This window comes from Rahnella sp. PD4 (genome assembly GCF_049199325.1).
Classification (GTDB): domain Bacteria; phylum Pseudomonadota; class Gammaproteobacteria; order Enterobacterales; family Enterobacteriaceae; genus Rahnella; species Rahnella perminowiae.
Genome location: NZ_JBLZQF010000006.1, coordinates 233948 through 249561, shown reverse-complemented (window position 1 = coordinate 249561; position 15614 = coordinate 233948). Strand labels below are relative to the sequence as shown.

Here is a 15614-nt window from a genome sequence, read left to right as displayed (position 1 = left end):
AAAGGCACTCATTATTTTTGTTGCTTAAAGAACACCATTTTAAGAAAACCATTAAAAAGTTGTTCAGAAGAAAAAAGCGTTAAGAATGAAAAACAAAGATAATTGCCAGAAATAGTTTCAAGTGCCACATTTGTGACCCGCATAGTATAGCAGCAGCACTGAGACTGCCGCCAGCGCTTAAAAATGCCGCATTATTGCGGCGGCAGACAGACGCCGATGCCGCCTAATCCGCAGTAGCCTTCCGGGTTTTTAAACAGATATTGCTGATGTTCGTCTTCTGCATAATAGAACGGCAGGGCTTCGGTGATTTCCGTGGTGATGGTGCGTTTATCGTTCGCTTCGTCCATCGCTTGCTGGAAACTCGCCAGGCTTGCCAGCGCCTGATCCTGCTGTTCTGCACTCAGCACATACAGCGCGGAGCGATATTGCGTGCCGATATCGCCGCCCTGACGCATGCCTTGCGCCGGGTCGTGATTCTCCCAAAAAATCTGCAGTAGTTTTGCGTAGCTGATTACCGCCGGGTCAAAGACCACACGCACGACTTCCGCATGGCCTGTCTGGCCAGTGCACACTTCCCGATAGGTCGGGTTCGGTGTGAAACCGCCGCTGTAACCGGCTGCCGTGCTGTAAACCCCTTCCTGTTGCCAGAACAAACGTTCTACACCCCAGAAGCAGCCCATCGCAAAAATCGCGACTTCCATGTTATCAGGGACATGTGTCATTGAATGATCATTTACTGCATGAAGGGTCGCCACCGGCATAGGGGTTGTACGGCCAGGTAACGCTTCTGCCTGAGTAACAGACTGCGTTTTATCGGAAAGTTGCACCACGGGAAACTCCAGTTGTTGCTTTAGTGAACGAGGTTTGTAACAAAAAGTTGGTACGAATAACAACGACCACAGGTCAGTGTTAGTTGTATCTGATTGCGTCTTTGCACACAATACGGAGGACGTTGCTTCGTCGTTGAACATTTTCAGAGGATTAGCACTAAAATGCTTTCATCAGACGTTAAAAAGATGAATCTGCCAAAGACGGGCAGATAATCTCCGGCGGGCATCTGATATTTTAACAGGACAGTAAAATTTAGCAGGAGTGCGTGTGCCACGATATCGTGAACTGGGTTTGTTATTGGTACTGCTGGCCCCCTCACTTTCCATGGCAGCGAAGGTGCGTTTGCAACTGGAAGGCCTGGATGGCGATTTAGAAAGGAACGTCCGCGTTCGTTTATCATCAATTCAAAGCGATGAAGTCGGGGCTAACGGACGGTTCCGTGCCCGTGTGAGTACCGCCATTGAGCAGGGTTTACGGCCACTGGGGTATTATTCGCCGACCATCGATTTTGATTACCGTGAAACGCCGCCGCCGGGGCGTCCGGTTTTGATTGCCAAAGTGACACCGGGAATACCCGTGAAGATCGCTGGCACCCGCGTAGTGATTGAAGGGCAGGCGGAAAAAGATAATGAATTCGAACAGCTCAAACAGCGCGATGTACCTGCGGTAGGGACGATTTTAAACCACGGGACGTACGACAATTTCAAAAGCGCATTGACCGGCATTGCCCTGCGCAAAGGCTATTTTGACGCCACGATGCGCAAAAGCCAGCTGGGCGTCATCGAAGATGAACACAAAGCGTTCTGGGACATTCAGTTCGACAGCGGTGAGCGTTACCGCTTCGGTGACGTCCATTATCAGGGATCGCAGATCCGTGATGAATATCTGCAAAATCTGGTGCCATTCCATCAGGGCGATTATTACACCACCGCGCAACTGGCTGAACTTAACCGTCGCCTGTCTGCTACCGGGTGGTTTAATTCCGTTGTCGTGTCCCCAGATTTTACTGATGCCAAAACCACGAAAACTTTGCCGCTGAATGCCGTGGTGTCACCGCGTACCGAAAATACGATCGAAACCGGTATCGGTTATTCCACGGACATCGGCCCGCGGGTGACGGCCAACTGGAAGAAACCGTGGGTTAACGATCGCGGGCAGAGTTTTGAAACCTCAACCACGCTTTCCGGACCGGAGCAATCTTTAGATCTCAGTTATAAAATTCCGCTGCTGAAATCCCCGCTGGAACAATACTATCTGGTGCAGGGCGGCTTCAAACGTGAAGATCTTAACGATACCAATTCAGATTCCACGACGGTGAACCTGGCGCGTTATTGGGATCTTTCCAGCGGCTGGCAACATGCGGTCAATCTGCGCTGGAGCCTCGATCACTTTACGCAGGGTAGCGTCACCAATACCACCATGTTGATCTACCCGGGCGTCAGTCTCAACCGCACGCGTCAGCGCGGCGGCCTGATGCCAACCTGGGGCGATTCCCAGCGTTATTCTCTTGATGTGTCCAACACCACCTGGGGGTCTGACGTCGATTTTGCAGTCGTTCAGGCGCAAAACGTTTGGATCCGTACGCTGGCTGACAAACATCGTTTCGTATTTCGTGGCAATCTCGGCTGGATTGAAACCAACGATTTTGAGCGTGTGCCGCCGTCCCTGCGCTTCTTCGCCGGGGGTGACCGCAGCATTCGCGGCTACAAATACAAATCCATTTCTCCGCGGGATGACGAAGGCAAACTGACCGGTGCGTCCTATCTGGGCACCGGTTCGGTGGAATATCAGTACAACGTAACCGGAAAATGGTGGGGTGCGGTGTTTGTTGATTCCGGCGAGGCGGTTAATGACATTACACAAAACGATTTCAAAACCGGTGCGGGTGTGGGTGTGCGCTGGGCTTCACCGATCGGCCCGGTGAAACTCGATGTTGCCGCCCCTGTGGGTGACAAAGATGAGCATGGATTGCAGTTTTATATCGGCTTGGGTCCGGAATTATGAGTTTATTTAAAAAGATCTGCCTGGGATTCCTGATTTTCCTGGTGTTGTTAATCAGCCTGGTGGCCTTTCTGGTCGGCACACAAACCGGCCTGCATCTGATGATCAATGGCGCTAACCGGTTTGTGCCGGGGCTGAACATTGCCAGTACCGAAGGTGGATGGCGTGACCTGACGCTGAAAGGTGTGCATTACGAAATGCCGGGCGTCGATGTCAAAGCCGGGGAGTTTCACCTCTCCCTTGATTTCTCCTGCCTGAAAAACAGCGCGCTGTGCGTCAATGCGTTGCGGGTTAAAGACGTTAATGTGGTGGTCAATACCCAAAAAATGACACCCGCCGCCGCACAACCTGAGCCCGAAAACAGCGAGCCGCTGACCAATCTCAGTACGCCGTATCCGATCTCGTTGCGCTTACTGACGCTGGATAACATTAATATCACGCTGGATGACCGGGCTATTTCTCTGGCGTCATTCCGTACAGGGGCCCGCTGGGAAGGCCGCGCAATCCAACTGATGCCCACGCGCATTGGCGGATTACTGATTGCGCTGCCGAAAACGCCGGTCAGCCCGTTACCGGAAGTGGTGCAGGCCGCGCAGGATAAAGCCGTCGAAAAAGCGACCGGCAAACCAGCGGAACCGGTGGCGGTCGTGCCGGAGAAGCCGCTGGGTGAAACCTTGCAGGCATTGTTCGCCAAACCGCTGCTGCCTGAGCTTCCTGATTTCCGTCTGCCGGTCGATCTGGATATTCAGCAAATTCTCGCCGAAAACCTGCGCCTCACCGGTGACACTGATGTGCTGATCACCCGTTTCGAGCTGAAAGCCAGTACGCAAAATCAGCGTGTGACGCTGGATAAACTGATCGTTCGCTCGCCGCAGGGCTCGGTGGATGGTGTGGGGCAGGCGACACTCAACCAGAACTGGCCGGTTGAAATGACCGTCAATACCGCCGTGAATATTGATCCGCTGAAAGGCGAGAAGATCAAACTGAAAGTGGCGGGCGGGCTGCGCGATAAGCTGGATGTTGGTCTGAATCTTTCCGGCCCGGTCCGTGCTCAGCTTGCGCTGCAAACGCAGCTGGCAGAAGCCGGATTGCCGCTGGACCTGAAACTCAGCAGCGATGCGCTGCAATGGCCGCTGACCGGTACACCGCAATATCAGGTGAAAGGTTTCACGTTTAACGTCAGCGGTAAAGCGACCGGTTACGCACTTTCGCTACGTTCCGATTTCAAAGGCGATCAGATCCCGCCTGCCACATTGACGCTTGACGGTACAGGCAATGTTGAGCAGTTCAGGCTGAAGTTACTGCGTCTGGCCGCGCTGGAAGGGAATGCCGACCTGACCGGTGTGGTGGACTGGAGTAAAGCCATCAGCTGGAACAGTGAACTGAAGCTGACCGGCATTAACACAGCCAAACAATATCCGGACTGGCCGTCGAAGTTGCAGGGCAAAATCACCACGCGCGGCAGCCTGTATGGCGGTACGTGGCAGATGCAGATCCCCGTATTGGACCTGACCGGGAATGTTAAGCAAAACGCCGTTAAAGCGCAGGGTAACGTGCGTGGAAACAGTTACGGTCAGTGGGATATTCCACAACTGCACCTGGAACTGGGCCGCAACAATCTGGATGTAAAAGGCACACTCAGCGATACCTGGGATCTGGACGCCAAAGTGGACGCGCCGCATCTTGATGGCGCTTTACCGGGGCTGGGCGGCGTAGTGAAGGGAATGCTGCAACTGCGCGGGGATCTTAAGGCACCGAAGTTGCTGGCGGATCTGACCGCGACGGGTCTGAAATGGCAGGCATTGACGGTGCGCCGCGTGGATATTAAAGGCGATGTCAGCTCTACCGATCAGATCCAGGGCAACCTTGCCGTGCGTGTTCAGCAGCTTAAACAGGATGCGCTGGATATTACCGATATCAATCTCGATGCCAAAGGTGACGAGAAAAAACATGAACTGACGTTAAAAGTTGAGGGCAAACCGGTTTCAGGTCACCTGGCGCTGAACGGTAGTTTTGACCGTGCGACCGAGGAATGGAAAGGCAGTATCACCAATACTTTGTTTGATACCCCGGTCGGACAGTGGCGTCTGAACCGTTCGGTTGCACTGGATTATTTCAATAAAGAGCAGCGAATTACCGTTGGCCCGCATTGCTGGCAAAACCCGAACGCGGATTTATGTGTGCCGAAAACAATTGATGCCGGTGCCAGCGGACAGGCGAGTGTGGTACTCAACCGTTTTGACCTGGCGATGATCAAACCTTTCCTGACGGATGACACACAACTGAGTGGTGTTTTCAGTGGGAAAGCCGATGTGAGCTGGAAAGCGGAAGGTGGTCTGCCGCAGGCCAGCGTTTCACTGGTGGGTAAAGGTGTCAAAGTTCAGCAACTGGTACAGGGCAGCCCGCTGCCGGTAGCATTTGATACGCTGAATCTGAACGCCGGGCTGAACAACGGGCGTGCCAGTCTCGACTGGCTGATTAAAATCACTCACAACGGTCAGCTTGACGGCAGCATCCAGATTGCCGATCCGCAGGGAAAACGTAACCTCAGCGGTAATGTGAATATTGCCCGTATCTCAATGGACTTGCTGCAGCCCGCGCTGATGGACGGTGAAAAAGCCTCGGGTATTTTGAATGCCAGTCTGCGTCTCGGCGGCAATGCACAGAAGCCGCTGGTCTTCGGCAAACTGGCACTAACCGATGTGGATTTTGACGCGCAATTTATGCCGTTTGATATCACTGATGCCAATATAGGCATCAATTTCAACGGCATGTCTTCCATCATGGAAGGGGTAATCAAAACGGCACAGGGCCAGCTCGAACTGAACGGTAACGCCGACTGGAGTGAGCTTAACGCCTGGCGCGCCCGGATTGCGGCCCGGGGCAACAAAGTGCGGGTTTCCGTGCCGCCGATGGTCCGTCTGGACGTTTCGCCGGATTTAGTGTTTGATGCCACACCGCAGTTGTTCTCGTTAAACGGAACGGTAGATATTCCCTGGGCGCGCATTACGGCGCAGGAGTTACCGGAAAGCGCTGTAGGCGTATCGTCGGATGAAGTGATGCTCAACGATCAGCGTCAGCCGATCGCACCGGCTTCAGCCTCTATTCCGATCAATAGCAATCTGATGGTGAACATTGGTAAAGATGTCCGCCTCGATGCCTTTGGCCTGAAAGCCCGGCTGGAAGGTGCGCTGAAAGTGGCACAGGACAGCCGAGGTCTGGGACTGAACGGGCAAATTAATATTCCGTCCGGACGCTTCCATGCCTACGGGCAGGATCTTATTGTGCGTAAAGGCCAGTTGCTGTTTTCCGGTCCGGCGGACCAACCGCTACTGAATCTGGAAGCGATCCGCAACCCGGATGCGACAGAAAATGATGTAGTGGCTGGTTTGAGAGTGACCGGTGAGGCTGATGCGCCTAAACTTGAAATATTCTCAGATCCGGCAATGTCGCAGCAGGAAGCCTTGTCCTACCTGCTTCGCGGGCAAGGACTAGACAACTCCGGAGGAGACAGCGGCGCAATGACTTCAGCCCTTATCGGGTTAGGGGTTGCGCAAAGTGGTAAACTTGTGGGTAAAATCGGCGAGGCATTCGGTGTCAGCAATCTGGCGCTGGATACTCAGGGCGTGGGAGACAGCTCTCAGGTCGTGGTCAGTGGTTATGTTTTGCCGGGCTTACAGGTGAAATATGGCGTCGGAATATTCGACTCACTGGCAACGCTCACCCTGCGCTACCGGTTGATGCCCAAACTTTACCTGCAGGCGGTATCGGGCATCGATCAGGCATTGGATTTGCTCTATCAGTTTGAGTTCTAATTCATGTGACTTTTACTATACGAATATAAACATGCGAATAATTGTTTACGGTAGCTTACGACGCAAGCAAGGCAACAGTCATTGGATGACGAATGCTCAATGGTTGGGTGACCATGAGCTGGAAGGGTACGCCCTGTATAATCTGGGTCATTATCCTGCTGTTATACCAGGGGAAGGCAAAGTCTATTGCGAAGTTTACCGCATTAACTCGTCCATTATGGCTGAGTTAGATGAGCTGAAAAGTAATACGAAAGATTATCGTCGTGAGCTGATTTCGACACCTTATGGCAGCGCCTGGATTTACCTCTACATTCGCTCACTGGATGGTGTGCCGAGAATTGAGGGTGGCGACTGGGTTAAGCGTAACGAAGCAGTAAGTGAGTAATCTGAGCAAGGTCGTCTTAAAATAATCGTTGTCTGACAGCGCTTAATACATAAAAAAACACCGCCATCTGGCGGTGTTTTTTTATCCGAACGTTGGTCGTTCAAACGGCAGAAAACTTATTTGTTTTTAGCACGTTCGAAAGAGGTCACGATTTCAGCTTTTGCTGCAGCAGCATCTGCCCAACCGTCAACTTTGACCCATTTGCCTTTTTCCAGCGCTTTATATTGCTCGAAGAAGTGGGTGATCTGGCCGCGCAGCAGTTCTGGCAGGTCATTCACATCTTTAATGTGATCGTATTCTTTGCTCAGTTTGGTGTGCGGAACCGCAACAACTTTCGCATCTTCGCCAGATTCGTCCGTCATTTTCAGAACGCCTACCGGACGGCAACGGATCACAGAACCTGGTTGCAGCGGGTATGGTGTTGGAACCAGAACGTCAACCGGGTCGCCATCCAGAGACAGCGTGTGGTTGATGTAACCGTAGTTGCACGGGTAGAACATCGCAGTAGACATGAAACGGTCTACAAACAGTGCACCGGTGTCTTTGTCTACTTCGTACTTGATTGGGTCTGCGTTTGCAGGGATTTCGATCACTACGTAGATATCTTCTGGCAGTTCTTTGCCTGCCGGCACATTCAGTAAGCTCATTGTTGGTTTCCTTCGTTGAACCAGGAATAGAGTGCTGCACATTATAGCCAACTCTCCCGCGATTTCCCGCCCTTTTCATCGAATCGTATATGCGCATTCCCCGGCATGACCTGCTGTTCAACCCCGGCTGAATCTTCCGTCCTGGCAGTAAAATTTACTTGCCTGACATTTTTCCGCGTAACTGCCTGTTTTTCCCTTTCTTATCAAGATATTCAAACTATTGCCGATAACAATATTCAAACAAAAAATCAGGATTAACCTGATCCCTACCCATCTGATGCAACTCCTTTTCACCTGAATGGCTGGATAACACCGTATGTTGAATAAGTTGAGCGTAAAAGCCGGTCTGATTGGCCTGCTGGTAGTTATGACATTGATTCTGTTGCTGGTTAGCGTACTGGGTGCAAATGCCATCCGGCAAAGTGCGATTTCGCTGCAACACATTAACCAGCTTCAGGGCGATGAACTGGGTTCACTGGCCGACAGCTACAGTTTTTCGCTGCGCACGCGTGTTGCCAGCGGTGTGGCGGTGCGTCAGCTGGAAATTGGCATGATGGATGATGCGAAAAATACAGCAAACCGCATTGCCGGTTATATCCAACAAGCCGATGCCGATCTGGCGAAATTTGTCAGCATCCAGGATGATACTCAGCAGGGCAGAGATTTATCCGATGCGGTGAAGAAAACCTATGATGCCTATAAAGCTAACGGATTAATGCCGCTGCTGGCAGCAATCCAGGCGCAAAGTGCAGACGGCTATTACGATGTGCTGGAAAATAAAATCACGCCTTACAGCAATGCTTATGATAAAGCGCTGGCGGATTTCCGTACCTACGCCGTAGATAACACCCGTCAGCGGATCGAACAGGCCCGCGCCAATGCACGTATTCAGCTGACGGTGATTATCACGAGTTTTATCATCGCGCTGATTATCGCTGTGCTGGCGTGGTTCGCGTTGCAAAAAATCATTATGCATCCGCTGAATTTCTCTATCGCGCAGCTTGAATATATCGCCAGGGGCGATCTGACCCACGAAATAGATGATTCCCGTAATAACGAAATGGGGCGTCTGCTGAAAGCGATGAAGCAGATGCAGGATTCACTGGCATTGTCTGTCGGTCGCGTACGTGATGCCGGAAATCAGATCGATGTCGGCTCGCGCGAGCTGGCTGCCGGTAACGTCCACCTGGCGCAGCGTACCGAAGAATCTGCCGCGTCGCTGGAGGAAACTGCCGCGAGTATGGAACAGCTGACTTCAACCGTTCGCATGAATGCGGCAAACTCTGACCAGGCTAATCAGCTGGCGCAAAGTGTGTCATTGATTGCGAATAAAGGCAGTGAGGTCGTCCATCAGGTCATGGATAAAATGCAGGGCATCACAGAGAGCTCAAAACGTATCGGCGATATTATTACGGTCATTGATGGCATTGCCTTCCAGACCAATATTCTGGCGCTGAATGCGGCGGTTGAAGCTGCGCGTGCAGGTGAGCAGGGCCGCGGCTTTGCCGTGGTGGCGGGTGAAGTGCGAAGCCTGGCGCAACGCAGTGCTCAATCTGCCAAAGAGATTAAAGAACTGATCGTGGATTCTGAAAGCCGGGTCGCTGAAGGTTCAGAGATGGTGAAATCCGCTGCAGACACTATGCTGGAAATCTCCGGCGAAGTGACGCGTGTGACCAGCCTGATGCGTGAAATTTCTATCGCGACGACAGAACAAACGCACGGCATCGAACAGGTGAACGTGGCGATTACGCAGATGGATCAGGTGGCGCAGCAAAATGCCGCGCTGGTGGAGCAGGCGACAGCAGCCACGCGTTCACTGGAAGAGCAGGCGCAGTTACTGGCAAAAAGCATGGCGGTATTTAAACTCAATCGCGCCGATCATTTCTGAGAACAGAAATCCTGAACGGTAAACAATAAAAAAGGTGGCCCTAAGGTCACCTTTTTACATTCAGGTCAATGCGAAGCTACACAGGGACCACGCTCATGTTGTGATGATTCTGATATGTCGTTCAGTTATTCATCCGGGAACTGGGCGATAAAGCGTTCTGCGTCTTCAACCATCGAACAGTTGCCTACAAAGAAGGGTGCACGCTCATGCAGTTTCTGCGGGATGATATCCAGAATACGGTTTTTACCGTCACTGGCTTTACCGCCTGCCTGCTCGGCCAGGAAAGCCATTGGGTTGCATTCATACAGCAGGCGCAGTTTTCCGTTCGGATGGCTGGCCGTGCTTGGATAAATATAGATGCCACCTTTCAGCAGGTTGCGGTGGAAATCTGCCACCAGCGAGCCGATATAGCGTGAGGTATAAGGGCGTTGCGTCGCTTCATCCTGCTCCTGGCAATACTTGATGTATTTTTTAACGCCAAGCGGGAATTTAATGTAGTTGCCTTCGTTGATTGAGTACATATTGCCCTTTTCAGGGAAACAGACTTTTTCATGAGAGAGACAGAAAACACCGAGTGAAGGATCATAGGTAAAGGCATGCACGCCTGCGCCGGTGGTGTAAACGAGCATGGTGGAGGATCCATACACCACATAGCCTGCGGCAACCTGGCGGTTCCCCGGTTGCAGAAAGTCAGCTTCTGTTACCGGCTGGCCCAGCGGGGTAGTACGGCGGTAAATCGAGAAAATTGTTCCGACAGAGACGTTAACATCGATGTTTGAAGAACCATCCAGCGGATCCATCAAAATGACGTATTTTGCGTTTTCAGCGCGTTCACCTTCGAAAATGACAATCTCATCTTCTTCTTCCGATGCGATACCGGCAATTTCACCACGCGCCTTCATTGCGGCTTTTAATTTTTCATTGGCGTACAGATCAAGCTTCATCTGTACTTCACCCTGCACATTCTCTGCACCACTGGTACCCAGAATGTCGACCAGACCCGCTTTGTTGATATCACGGTGAATGATTTTAGCGCCGAGTTTTATTGCTGAAAGTAACGCCGTGAGTTCACCCGTTGCATGTGGAAAATCTTGCTGCTTCTCAACAATAAATTCGCCTAACGTTTTCATGACACTTTCCCTGAATCGAGGATAGATAACGGTACGTTAATAAAAATTTCACAAGAACGTGAGCAGTTTAGCCCAAATATATGGATGAATCATAGGCAAATCCATTTCTTCTGGAGGATTCTGAGCGTTAGAATAGCGGCTGACTTAAAGGCATTAATGGAAAATATATGCGCATTCATATTCTTGGGATTTGCGGCACGTTTATGGGCGGGCTGGCGATGCTGGCACGTGCACAGGGGCATCAGGTAACCGGTTCGGACGATAACGTTTATCCACCGATGAGTACGCTGCTGGAAAATCAGGGAATCGACCTGATCCAGGGGTACGATCCTGCCCAGTTAGATCCTCAACCGGATCTGGTGATCATCGGCAACGCGATGACGCGCGGTAATCCTTGCGTCGAAGCCGTGCTGGAGCAGGGGATCCCTTATGTCTCGGGCCCGCAATGGTTACATGATCATGTCCTGCCAGAGCGCTGGGTCATTGCTGTTGCGGGGACGCACGGTAAAACCACCACTGCCGGCATGGTCACGTGGATCCTGGAGGCTTGTGGTTATGAACCCGGGTATGTCATCGGCGGCGTTCCGGGCAATTTTGAGGTGTCCGCGCGTCTGGGCAACAGCCCGTTTATGGTGCTGGAAGCCGACGAATATGACTGTGCGTTCTTCGATAAACGTTCCAAATTCGTTCATTACAGCCCGCGTACGCTGATCCTCAACAACCTTGAGTTCGATCACGCTGACATCTTTGATGATCTGAAAGCGATTCAGAAACAGTTCCACCATCTTGTACGTCTGGTGCCAGGCAAGGGGAAAATCATTCTGCCTGAGCACGACACGCCGCTGAAACAAGTGATGGCAATGGGGTGCTGGAGTGAGCAGGAATTTGTCGGTGATGCCGAAAATTGTGTATGGGATGCGAAAAAACTGACGCCGGATTCCAGCACTTTCGAGGTTTATCTGCATGGCGAAGCCGTCGGGCAGGTGAACTGGAGTTTGGTTGGCGAGCACAACATGCATAACGGTCTGATGGCGATTGCTGCTGCACGCCATGTGGGTGTGAAGCCGGAAGATGCCTGCAGGGCACTTGGCGATTTCATTAATGCCCGCCGTCGCCTTGAATTGCGCGGCGTAGAAAATAACGTCTGTGTGTACGACGATTTTGCTCACCATCCGACGGCTATACTGGCGACGCTTGCTGCATTGCGCAGCAAAGTCGGCGGAACTGCGCGTATTCTGGCGGTGCTGGAGCCCCGTTCAAATACCATGAAAATGGGCATGAGTAAAAATGAACTGGCACCTTCGCTGGGCCGTGCTGATGAAGTTTTCCTTTTACAGCCACAGCACATTCCCTGGCAGGTGGCCGAAGTGGCTGAACATTGTATTCAGCCAGCTCACTGGAGTGCAGATGTCGATTCTCTGGTGGATATGGTGATTAAGGCCTCGCAGCCTGGCGATCATATTCTGGTCATGAGCAATGGCGGATTTGGTGGCATACATGAAAAGCTGTTAGCGGCACTGGCTGTGAAAGCGAAAACCGTCCCGGAGCAATAATCCTGGCGCATTATGAGAGTTAAGCACAGCAGCCGCTGTGCTTTTTTTATGTCTGTGAGTGGCCGGAGCAAGTCATTCAAGTCATTAACGGGCAAAAAAAAAGCCCTCGAAAAGTTGAGGGCCAAAGGGTGTCGTCGGACAGGACGACGAGGGTATCGTTAGCAAGAGAGTCAGGCAGTGGCAGTGTCAACTCTCTTTCCAGCCTCAACAGCGCTCATTATCACTGGTTTGTGGCTGTTGAAACCCGGTAACGCTAATTCAATAAATACTCAAACAGTGGTTTTATCTCAGTGAGAAACTCAGAAATCTTATTGATAGATTTCTGCTGTCGCGTGATAAGCGCCGTTGTTATAAGCCTCGATCACACGGAAAGATTTCGCGCCTTTGCTTTCAGCTTTATCAGACAACTGCTGGCGGATATCCATTGGCACGCCGTTGACGCCACTGACGCTAATCGTGCCCATAGGTCGCAGATTTTCTGCTTGCTGGTTTGTGACAAGCTGCGCGGCAGAGGTAGCAAAAGAAACAGCAGACAACAGGCTAAGTGCGGCAATAGTGGTAATAATTTTCATGATATTTTCCTGAATATACAGACGTTGGTGCTTTTCATCAGAGAGCAACGTCAATTGAGGTTTGGATTTATCAGGGCTGTAATATCGGGTTCAGGAGCACGTAAAGCGTGCGGGAACGTAGATGGTGCAGTGACAAATCCTTCTTAGTGCGCATTGCGCGGGCCTGAGTCATTCAGGCCCCTTCGCTTCTTTTACCTGAACTTATTGGTAAATTTCTGCGGTCGCATGGTAGTTACCTTCCTCACGAACTTCGATAACCCGGAATGCTTTAGCACCTTTGGTATCGGCTTTATCTGACAGCGCCTGACGGATATCTGATGGGGCGCCGGCTACGCCACTGACGCTGATCATGCCTGTTGGCTGCATTGTTGAAGCTTGTTCTTGCGTAACAGGTTGTGCTGCAAAAACACCAAATGACAATGCAGAGAGAATGCTTAATGTTGCGATAGTAGTTTTAACTTTCATGATTTTGACCTCGTCGATTTTATTATGTTTCTAACAACTGGTGCTTCACACCACGGGAATGAGTATACATCTAGTCACGGCATAAATTAATAGCGGGCTAATAGTAATTTGGGTTGTTATATGTCAACTATTTGTATTTTTAATAACAAAAAAGCATAAAAAAAGAGTAAAAAATGGTCTTTTTAGGTTAATTTTTCGTAAAATCAATAAGTTGAATGAATTTGACTATTTGTGCTTATTTTTGCTGTGAATCACATACTGGAAAACTTTATGTGACGGGATGGCGTGGTTTGTGACGGAATTTAACCGAAATGGGGGTGTGCGGGCGGCTGTTTTGATAAACGCAAAGGCAGTAATCAATGAAGGAAAGTGTATTGAATGAGGTCAGAGGGAGTGATCTTCTGACCTCAGGCACAGAATGAGGGCGTCAAAAGGAGCAAAATGTTGCAGCCCTATAGCTCTTGCTCAAACAAACTAAGAATCGCATCGTGTAATTGTTTGACGCTAAATCCGCGGGCCGGTGTCGTGAAGATCGTATCATCGCCGGCAATGGTTCCGAGGATCCCTTCGGATTTCCCCAGGGAGTCAAGTAAACGCGCGATCAGTTGTGCGGCTCCCGGGCTGGTTCGGATCACCACAACGGCATCGTTATAGTCGATATCCAGCACCAGATTTTTCAGAGGGCTGGTCGTTGTCGGCACGCCAATCTCAGCAGGCAGGCAGTACACCATTTCCATCTTCGCATTACGGGTTCTGACGGCACCAAATTTTGTCAGCATCCTTGAGACTTTTGACTGATTGATATTTTCGAAACCATCATCCTGAAGAGCGACAACAATCTCGCCCTGAGAACTGAATTTCTCTTCCTTCAACAGCGCTTTGAAGGCTTTGATCAAATCTTCCTGTTTAGCAGGATTACGCATTTTGCACCCTGGTCTCTGAATCATAGTGGGGCTGATTATGCAGATAATTGAATTTTTATGCAACAGAGGTTAACTGCAAAAATCATTAATTAAGCTTGCGACAAGGAATGTAAGTGACGAATTTCCCACGATGATTTCATGAATATGCCAAAATTTTGCATTACGGCTGAGCTGTATTGCACAAGAGTTTACTCTCATGATCTCGATTCAGCTCTCACATTGGACCGAATTTAACCATTTATTAACCTGGCCTATTTTGTGGTGCTACTTTTAATGATGAAGCTTTCCGATAAAAAGTGATTAAAAGCGGAAAAGGTCGACCAGGAGGTGTTTTTTTACTTTCTAAACGACCCACCTCAGATTCTCTGCAGGTAAGCGATTGTTTTTAACGGCGTAAGTGATTAAGGTCACACCCAATTAATTCCACGACACTTATAAGTTAATGATAAAAAAGGAGTATAGGATGAAAGTTGCAGTTCTAGGTGCTGCGGGTGGTATCGGTCAGGCCCTCGCGCTTCTGCTCAAGACCCAGCTACCTTCCGGTTCCGAACTCTCATTATATGATATCGCACCGGTCACTCCGGGTGTCGCCGTCGATCTCAGCCATATCCCTACCGCGGTTAAAATTAAAGGTTTCTGTGGTGAAGATGCTAAACCCGCTCTGGAAGGGGCCGACATCGTCCTGATTTCTGCGGGGGTGGCACGTAAACCGGGTATGGATCGTTCAGATCTGTTTAATGTGAATGCCGGGATTGTGCGCAATCTGATCCAACAAGTTGCCAGTACCTGCCCGAAAGCCTGCATCGGCATCATTACTAACCCGGTAAATACCACAGTCGCGATTGCTGCGGAAGTATTGAAAAATGCTGGTGTCTACGACAAAAACAAACTGTTTGGCGTAACGACCCTGGATACCATCCGCTCCAATACTTTCGTGGCTGAACTGAAGGGTAAGCCACCGGAAGATATTGAAGTGCCGGTTATCGGCGGCCACTCTGGTGTGACGATTCTGCCTTTATTGTCCCAGATCCCTGATATCTCTTTCACTGAAAGCGAGATTGCTTCACTGACTCAACGTATTCAGAATGCGGGGACTGAAGTGGTGGAAGCTAAAGCCGGTGGCGGATCTGCGACGCTTTCGATGGGGCAGGCGGCTGCACGCTTCGGACTTTCACTGGTACGGGCGATGCAGGGTGAAAATAATGTGGTGGAATGTGCTTATGTGGAAGGTAAAGGCGATCATGCCCGATTTTTCGCACAACCCGTTCTGTTAGGCAAAAATGGTATTGCAGAACTTATCGATGTCGGTCAGCTCAGTGCGTTTGAACAACAATCGCTGGATTCTATGCTGGATATTCTTCGCAAAGATATTGAGCTCGGTGAACAGTTTATTAATAAGTGATC

Annotated in this window: 12 protein-coding genes; 6 read left to right on the top strand and 6 right to left on the bottom strand. The window is 50.6% G+C overall.

Going from position 1 to position 15614, the window contains the following annotated elements; translation table 11 throughout:
- Window positions 1-191 precede the first annotated feature (191 nt).
- On the bottom strand, window positions 192-827 hold the full coding sequence (msrA, locus tag ACOZIO_RS16790; RefSeq protein WP_370278352.1) for a peptide-methionine (S)-S-oxide reductase MsrA: 636 nt from the start codon (window positions 825-827) through the stop codon (window positions 192-194).
- A gap of 271 nt (window positions 828-1098) precedes the next feature.
- Between msrA and tamA the strand changes: the two genes are divergently transcribed.
- Genes tamA through ACOZIO_RS16775 form a run of 3 tightly spaced genes read left to right on the top strand, consistent with a single transcriptional unit; the run spans window position 1099 to window position 7032 of the window.
- A complete protein-coding gene (gene tamA, locus ACOZIO_RS16785) occupies window positions 1099-2835 on the top strand; it encodes an autotransporter assembly complex protein TamA (protein ID WP_129954295.1) in 1737 nt (578 codons plus the stop codon).
- On the top strand, window positions 2832-6647 hold the full coding sequence (gene tamB, locus ACOZIO_RS16780; protein ID WP_421595514.1) for an autotransporter assembly complex protein TamB: 3816 nt from the start codon (window positions 2832-2834) through the stop codon (window positions 6645-6647). Before tamA ends, tamB begins: the two co-directional genes overlap by 4 nt.
- 31 nt (window positions 6648-6678) lie before the next feature.
- The gene (locus ACOZIO_RS16775) at window positions 6679-7032 is read left to right on the top strand and encodes a gamma-glutamylcyclotransferase family protein (RefSeq protein ID WP_013573790.1); all 354 of its coding nucleotides are present in this window, start codon (window positions 6679-6681) and stop codon (window positions 7030-7032) included.
- Between the two features lie 116 nt (window positions 7033-7148).
- Here the strand turns inward: ACOZIO_RS16775 and ppa are convergent, their stop codons facing one another.
- Complete coding sequence (gene ppa, locus ACOZIO_RS16770) at window positions 7149-7679, bottom strand: inorganic diphosphatase (RefSeq protein WP_129954299.1); 531 nt, start codon at window positions 7677-7679, stop codon at window positions 7149-7151.
- 316 nt (window positions 7680-7995) lie between these two features.
- Between ppa and ACOZIO_RS16765 the strand changes: the two genes are divergently transcribed.
- Window positions 7996-9567, top strand: a complete 1572-nt coding sequence (locus ACOZIO_RS16765; protein WP_129991637.1) for a methyl-accepting chemotaxis protein — start codon at window positions 7996-7998, stop codon at window positions 9565-9567.
- A gap of 125 nt (window positions 9568-9692) precedes the next feature.
- Here ACOZIO_RS16765 and fbp read toward each other — a convergent pair whose 3' ends face one another.
- Window positions 9693-10697, bottom strand: a complete 1005-nt coding sequence (fbp, locus tag ACOZIO_RS16760) for a class 1 fructose-bisphosphatase (protein ID WP_129954303.1) — start codon at window positions 10695-10697, stop codon at window positions 9693-9695.
- 167 nt (window positions 10698-10864) lie between these two features.
- Between fbp and mpl the strand changes: the two genes are divergently transcribed.
- Window positions 10865-12250, top strand: a complete 1386-nt coding sequence (mpl, locus tag ACOZIO_RS16755; protein WP_129954305.1) for a UDP-N-acetylmuramate:L-alanyl-gamma-D-glutamyl-meso-diaminopimelate ligase — start codon at window positions 10865-10867, stop codon at window positions 12248-12250.
- Between the two features lie 308 nt (window positions 12251-12558).
- Here the strand turns inward: mpl and yhcN (ACOZIO_RS16750) are convergent, their stop codons facing one another.
- The 3 genes from yhcN (ACOZIO_RS16750) to argR form a co-directional block, all read right to left on the bottom strand.
- Window positions 12559-12822 carry a peroxide/acid stress response protein YhcN gene (gene yhcN / locus ACOZIO_RS16750; RefSeq protein WP_129954307.1) on the bottom strand — a complete coding sequence of 88 codons (264 nt, stop codon included), beginning with the start codon at window positions 12820-12822 and terminating at the stop codon, window positions 12559-12561.
- A 201-nt stretch (window positions 12823-13023) separates the two neighbouring features.
- Window positions 13024-13287: a peroxide/acid stress response protein YhcN gene (gene yhcN / locus ACOZIO_RS16745; protein ID WP_129954309.1), complete on the bottom strand. Its 264-nt coding sequence runs from the start codon at window positions 13285-13287 to the stop codon at window positions 13024-13026.
- 452 nt (window positions 13288-13739) lie between these two features.
- Window positions 13740-14210 (bottom strand): transcriptional regulator ArgR, encoded by a 471-nt coding sequence (gene argR / locus ACOZIO_RS16740; protein ID WP_095923673.1) that lies wholly within the window; start codon window positions 14208-14210, stop codon window positions 13740-13742.
- Window positions 14211-14673: 463 nt separating this feature from the next.
- Here argR and mdh point away from each other — a divergent pair, with 463 nt between their 5' ends.
- The gene (gene mdh, locus ACOZIO_RS16735; RefSeq protein ID WP_129954311.1) at window positions 14674-15612 is read left to right on the top strand and encodes a malate dehydrogenase; all 939 of its coding nucleotides are present in this window, start codon (window positions 14674-14676) and stop codon (window positions 15610-15612) included.
- Window positions 15613-15614: the final 2 nt, after the last annotated feature.

Excerpts from the sequence above, each read along its gene's own strand:
- tamB (WP_421595514.1), top strand. The coding sequence starts at position 2,832 with ATGAGTTTATTTAAAAAGATCTGCCTGGGATTCCTGATTTTCCTGGTG.
- ACOZIO_RS16775 (WP_013573790.1), top strand. The coding sequence starts at position 6,679 with ATGCGAATAATTGTTTACGGTAGCTTACGACGCAAGCAAGGCAACAGT.
- ppa (WP_129954299.1), bottom strand. The coding sequence starts at position 7,679 with ATGAGCTTACTGAATGTGCCGGCAGGCAAAGAACTGCCAGAAGATATC.
- ACOZIO_RS16765 (WP_129991637.1), top strand. The coding sequence starts at position 7,996 with ATGTTGAATAAGTTGAGCGTAAAAGCCGGTCTGATTGGCCTGCTGGTA.
- fbp (WP_129954303.1), bottom strand. The coding sequence starts at position 10,697 with ATGAAAACGTTAGGCGAATTTATTGTTGAGAAGCAGCAAGATTTTCCA.
- mpl (WP_129954305.1), top strand. The coding sequence starts at position 10,865 with ATGCGCATTCATATTCTTGGGATTTGCGGCACGTTTATGGGCGGGCTG.
- yhcN (WP_129954307.1), bottom strand. The coding sequence starts at position 12,822 with ATGAAAATTATTACCACTATTGCCGCACTTAGCCTGTTGTCTGCTGTT.
- yhcN (WP_129954309.1), bottom strand. The coding sequence starts at position 13,287 with ATGAAAGTTAAAACTACTATCGCAACATTAAGCATTCTCTCTGCATTG.
- argR (WP_095923673.1), bottom strand. The coding sequence starts at position 14,210 with ATGCGTAATCCTGCTAAACAGGAAGATTTGATCAAAGCCTTCAAAGCG.
- mdh (WP_129954311.1), top strand. The coding sequence starts at position 14,674 with ATGAAAGTTGCAGTTCTAGGTGCTGCGGGTGGTATCGGTCAGGCCCTC.